At 72.7% G+C, this 5,361-nt stretch carries 3 protein-coding genes and 1 pseudogene; all 4 read left to right on the forward strand.

Going from position 1 to position 5,361, the window contains the following annotated elements; genetic code table 11:
- Positions 1 to 346: pseudogene (locus ABD067_RS18060) on the forward strand (hypothetical protein); the annotation flags it as partial.
- Positions 347 to 665: 319 nt separating this feature from the next.
- Positions 666 to 1,838, forward strand: a complete 1,173-nt coding sequence (locus ABD067_RS18065) for a calcium-binding protein (protein ID WP_343896761.1) — start codon at positions 666 to 668, stop codon at positions 1,836 to 1,838.
- Between the two features lie 106 nt (positions 1,839 to 1,944).
- A complete protein-coding gene (locus ABD067_RS18070; protein ID WP_343896762.1) occupies positions 1,945 to 2,538 on the forward strand; it encodes an NADH-quinone oxidoreductase subunit B family protein in 594 nt (197 codons plus the stop codon).
- A 255-nt stretch (positions 2,539 to 2,793) separates the two neighbouring features.
- A partial coding sequence (alaS, locus tag ABD067_RS18075; RefSeq protein WP_343896763.1) for an alanine--tRNA ligase occupies positions 2,794 to 5,361 on the forward strand: 2,568 nt, incomplete at its 3' end.

Genomic DNA, 5,361 nt, shown 5'->3' on the forward strand with positions numbered 1-5,361 from the left:
GCTGCGCGAGGCGGCGGCGCGGCAGGGCGTGCTGCTGGCGGAGCTGCGCGCGTCGGCCGGCTTGGCGGAGGCGCTGCTCGACGGGATGCCGCCGCCGGGCGAGGCGGTGCTCGCGCCTTGGCCGCAGCGGGGCGGCGAGGGGGTGGGCGTGGCGGAAGGGCCGCGGGGCTTGTGCCTGCACTGGCTGGCCCTGGACGACGACGGGCAGATCCGCGCCGCCTTCGCCTTCGACCCGGCCTGGGGGCACTGGCCGTTGCTGGCGGCGGCGATGGCGGGGGCGCCGGTTTCGGAGCTGCCGCTGGCGGAGCGGAGCCTGATGTGTTCGGCGAGCGGGGTGGACCTTTAGCAAGCCGCGGGAAAACGCCGGCGCGCCGGGACCCTACGGGCACGGCAGCGCCGGTTGAGCACCGCTGCTTGCTGGACCGGCGCCTTTTCCGGCGGCTTGTCAGGGGCGGTGTTCCCCGACACGGGTGCAGCAAGGATCGCGGGTAGGACCACACGGCCGACCGGCTGAGCCCGTTCTTCTGGGCATTTTGGGCATTGCCGCACTGCACGGGACGGGGACGGCGCCCGCAAGGAACGCGCTCGCGTCTTGCCTGGCTCGCCCGCCCTGCACGAAAATCGTCCCCCGGCAAACGGTGCCTGCTCTTGCGACGGAGGACGCGATGGCTGTTCGCAGGGTGCCCGAAGACCCTCCCGACATCCAAAGCGCGGTCAACGCCTCCGCCCCGGGCGACCGGATCGAGGTCACGGGGCCAACCTGGGCAACTTCAGCCGCCCCCCCCAGCGCCCGCGTGACGATCGACGATCTGACCATCGACTACGCCTACCCGGGTATCGGCAGCTTCAGCCTCGGCCCCGGCGTGCGCTCGCTGGCCCTGCCCGGATTGGGGACGTTCTTGGCGACCGGCAACGAGCTGGACAACCGAATCGTTGGCGGACCGGGCACAGGCTACCTCGACGGCCGCGGCGGCGATGATTTCCTCGCCGGCGGGCCGGGCGCCGACTCGATGGCCGGCGGAACGGGGAACGACACCTACGAGGTCGACAATACGACCCACCCGCCCTTCGGGAGCATGCGCGTCTATGCTTTTCTCGGCGACCAAGCCATCGAGCGGCTGGACGAGGGGTGGGACGCGGTCTGGGCGAGCGTCGATTTCACCTTACCCGCGCACGTCGAGGGGCTGGTCCTCACCGGCGGCGCCAGGAGGGGGGTCGGCAACGAGGCCGGCAACCTGATCGTCGGCAGCGGCGAAGCCGACGTCCTCGCCGGGCTCGGCGGCGACGACGAGCTCAGGGGCGGCGCCGGGAGCGACACCTACCTCGTGGGTGGCCGGGGCGACCGCGTGGTCGAGGAGGGCACGCGTTTCGGCCCGGGTTTCGGGATCGACGAGGTCCTGGCAACCGTCGATTACGAGCTGCCGACCAACGTGGAGAACCTGACCCTCTTGGAGGGGACGGCGGCGGTCTGGGGGTCCGGCAACGACCGCGACAACCGCATCATCGGCAACGAACTCGACAATCGCTTGGTGGGCTGGACGGGCAACGACACCCTGACCGGCGGCGCCGGCGACGACATGTTCTTCCTGCAAAGGCAGACAGGCATCACCATAACCGACTTCTGGCCAGGCGCGGGCTCCAACGACCAAGTGGCGTTCCCCCGCGACATGTTCGCTTCGCGCGAGCAAGCCTTCGCGGCCGCTCGGGAAGGATGGACCAGCAGCGTGGAGGGCAGGCAAACCATCGTGCAGATCGTCCCCGAGGGCTTCATAGGGGTCGTCACGCTGCTGAACACCCGCCTCGCCGACCTGACGCTGGACGACATCCTCATCGTTTGAGGCCGGTCCGCGCCTCGAGCACCCCCGACGGGGGGCGGCCACGCCGCTGCCGCCCCGAGGCGACGCGCTGTAGGCCGGACGGACGCGGGCGCCTAGGATGGCACTCGTGACGCCGCCCCGCTTCCTGCCCCGCCCGCTCCGCCAGCTGCTCCGACCCTCGCCTGCCGAACCGCCGCCGGCGGTGCCCGACGAGGTTTCGCGCGCCCTGGCCGAGCGGCTGGACGCGGCGGCGCAGGCGCGGCTCGGCCGGTCCTTGGGCGTGTTCGCCATGCAGGCGGCAGGGTGCGGCGGCTGCGCCGTGGAGGTGGCGGCGCTGGCGGGGCCGCATTACGACCTGGAGCGCTTCGGCTTGCGCTTCGTCCCGACTCCGCTGCACGCCGACGTGCTGCTGGTGGTGGGGGCGCTCGGGCGCAACATGGCGGAGGCGGTGGAGCGCGCGCTCCTCTGCATGCCGGAGCCGCGCTGGGTGGTGGCGGTGGGCGATTGCGCCGCCGATGGCGGGCCGTTCCGCGGCTCCTACGCCGTGACCGGGGGCGTGGCGGAGGCGGTTCCGGTGGACCTCGTCATCCCCGGCAGCCCGCCGACGCCGGCTCAGGTGCTGGAAGGGTTGCTGGCGCTGCTGGCGGCGCAGCGCCCGGACAAATCCGCGGGAAAGAAAAAGGGCCGGTCGGAAGGGTCCGCCGGCCCGTGGCCGCCATAGTTCGCTGCCGAGTACGGCGTCGGCTCGCCGGGTATGGCCGAGCGCCGGTGCCTCCCGAGGGGCGCTGCCCCCCGAACGACCGGTCGAGATTGGCGCGCATCGGCTGTCGCTGCGGTGGGGGGCGGCTGAATTCGGTGCCATGTCCCTCCCTCCGGCGTGATCTCGACGCGCCCCCTGGCGCACGGTAGGAGGCGCAACGGTCCCGCGCGTGGGCGTACACCGCGCTCGGGTTGACGGACGGAACCCACCACGGCGATGATCAGCAGCAACGACATCCGCGCCACCTTCCTCGATTACTTCGCGCGCAACGGGCACGCGGTGGTGGAAAGCTCGCCGCTGGTGCCACGCAACGACCCGACGCTGATGTTCGCCAACAGCGGCATGGTGCAGTTCAAGAACGTCTTCACCGGGCAGGAGAAGCGCCCCTACAGCCGCGCCGCCACGGCGCAGAAGTGCGTGCGGGCCGGCGGTAAGCACAACGACCTCGACAACGTCGGCTACACCGCGCGGCACCACACCTTTTTCGAGATGCTGGGGAATTTCTCCTTCGGCGACTACTTCAAGGAGCAGGCGATCGCCCACGCCTGGGGGCTGCTGACGCGCGACTTCGGCATCCCGAAGGACAAGCTGCTGGTGACGGTGTTCGCCGAGGACGACGACGCGGCGACGTACTGGCGGAAGATCGCGGGGCTGCCGGAGGAGCGGATCATCCGCATCGCCACGTCCGACAACTTCTGGCGGATGGGCGACACCGGGCCGTGCGGGCCGTGCTCGGAGATCTTCTACGACCACGGGCCGGGGATACCGGGCGGGCCGCCGGGGAGCCCGGACGAGGACGGCGACCGCTTCGTCGAGATCTGGAACCTCGTGTTCATGCAGTACGAGGAGGGGCCGCCGGGCGTGCGCGCGCCCTTGCCGCGGCCTTCCATCGACACCGGCATGGGGCTGGAGCGCTTCGCCGCCATCATGCAGGGCGTCCACGACAACTACGACACGGACACCTTCCGGGCCATCATCCACGCGAGCGTGGAGGCCACGGGGCGGGCGGCGGACGGTCCGTTCCGCGCCAGCCACCGCGTGGTGGCGGACCACCTGCGCTCCGGCGTGTTCCTGATCGCCGACGGCGTGCTGCCCTCCAACGAGGGGCGCGGCTACGTGCTGCGCCGCATCCTCCGCCGCGCCATGCGGCACGCGCACATGATGGGCGTGCGCGAGCCGCTGATGCCGCGGCTGGTGCCGGTGCTGGTGCGGCAGATGGGCGCCGCCTATCCGGAGTTGCAGCGCGCGGAGGCGCTGGCGACCGAGACCTTGCGGCTGGAGGAGACGCGCTTCCGCTCGCTGTTGGAGCGCGGGCTGGGCATGCTGGCGGAGGAGACGGCGCGGCTCGGGAGCGGGCAGGCGCTGCCGGGCGACGTGGCGTTCCGCCTCTACGACACCTACGGCTTCCCGCTCGACCTCACGCAGGACGCGCTGCGCGCCGAGGGCCGCGCGGTGGACGTCGCTGGCTTCGAGGCGGCGATGGCGGAGCAGCGCCGCCGGGCGCGTGCCGCCTGGGCCGGTTCGGGCGAGGCGGCGACGGAGGGCCTCTGGTTCGACGTGAAGGAGCGGACCGGCCCGACGGAGTTCCTCGGCTACTCCACCGAAACCGCCGAGGGCGAGATCCTGGCGGTGGTGGCGGACGGGCAGGTGGTGGACCGCGCGCCGGCCGGGACGGAGGTGGCGGTGGTGCTGAACCAGACGCCCTTCTACGCCGAGAGCGGCGGCCAGGTGGGCGACGCCGGGCTGATCTCGGCCGGCGAAGCGTGCCGTATCGTGGTGCGGGACACCCAGAAGAAGCTCGGGGACCTGTTCGTCCACCTCGGCACCGTGGCGCACGGGGAGGCGCGGCCGGGCCTGGCGGTGCAGGCGGAGGTGGACCACGAACGGCGCGGCGCGATCCGCGCGCACCACTCGGCGACGCACCTCCTGCACGAGGCGCTGCGGCGGCGCTTGGGCGAGCACGTGGCGCAGAAGGGCAGCCTGAACGCGCCGGACCGGTTGCGCTTCGACGTGTCGCAGCCGACGCCGATGCGCGACGACGACCTCGCTTGGGTGGAGACCGAGGTCAACGCGCGCGTGCGCGAGAACGCCGAGGTGGTGACGCGGCTGATGACGCCGGAGGCAGCGGTGGAAGCGGGCGCCATGGCGCTGTTCGGCGAGAAGTACGGCGACGAGGTGCGAGTGGTCGGCATGGGGCACGACCCAGCCGCGACCGCGAAGCACGGCGTCTACTCGTTGGAGCTGTGCGGCGGCACGCACGTGAGGCGCACCGGCGATATCGGGCTGTTCAAGATCGTGTCCGAAGGCGCGGTCTCGGCCGGCGTGCGGCGCGTGGAGGCCGTGACGGGCGAAGCGGCGCTCCGCTTGGTGGAGGAGGCCGACCGGCGGCTGCGCGAGACGGCGGCGGCTTTGAAGGCGTCCCTGGCCGAGGTGCCGGCGCGGGTGGTGGCGCTGCTGGAGGACCGGCGGCGGCTGGAACGCGAGCTGTCGGAGCTGCGCAAGAAGCTCGCCACCGGCGGCGCCGCGGCCGAGGTGGAGGAGGTGGCGGGCCTCAAGGTCGCGCTGCGCAACGTCGGAGAGGTGCCGCCGCGCGACCTCAAGGGCTTGGCCGACGCCATCCTGAAGGGCGGCGCGGCGGACGTGGCGGCGCTGGTCTCCACCGCCGAGGGCAAGGCCTCCATCGTGGTGGGGGTGGGCGAAGCGGCGCGCGGCCGCGCCGACGCCGTGGCGCTGGTGCGCGCGGTGAGGGAGGCGGCGGGCGGCAAGGGCGGCGGCGGGCGCGGC

The organism is Craurococcus roseus, assembly GCF_039523795.1.
Lineage (GTDB): Bacteria > Pseudomonadota > Alphaproteobacteria > Acetobacterales > Acetobacteraceae > Craurococcus > Craurococcus roseus.

What these genes read in the sequence shown, in the direction of transcription:
- ABD067_RS18065 (WP_343896761.1), top strand. Translation starts at nt 666, where the DNA reads ATGGCTGTTCGCAGGGTGCCCGAAGACCCTCCCGACATCCAAAGCGCG.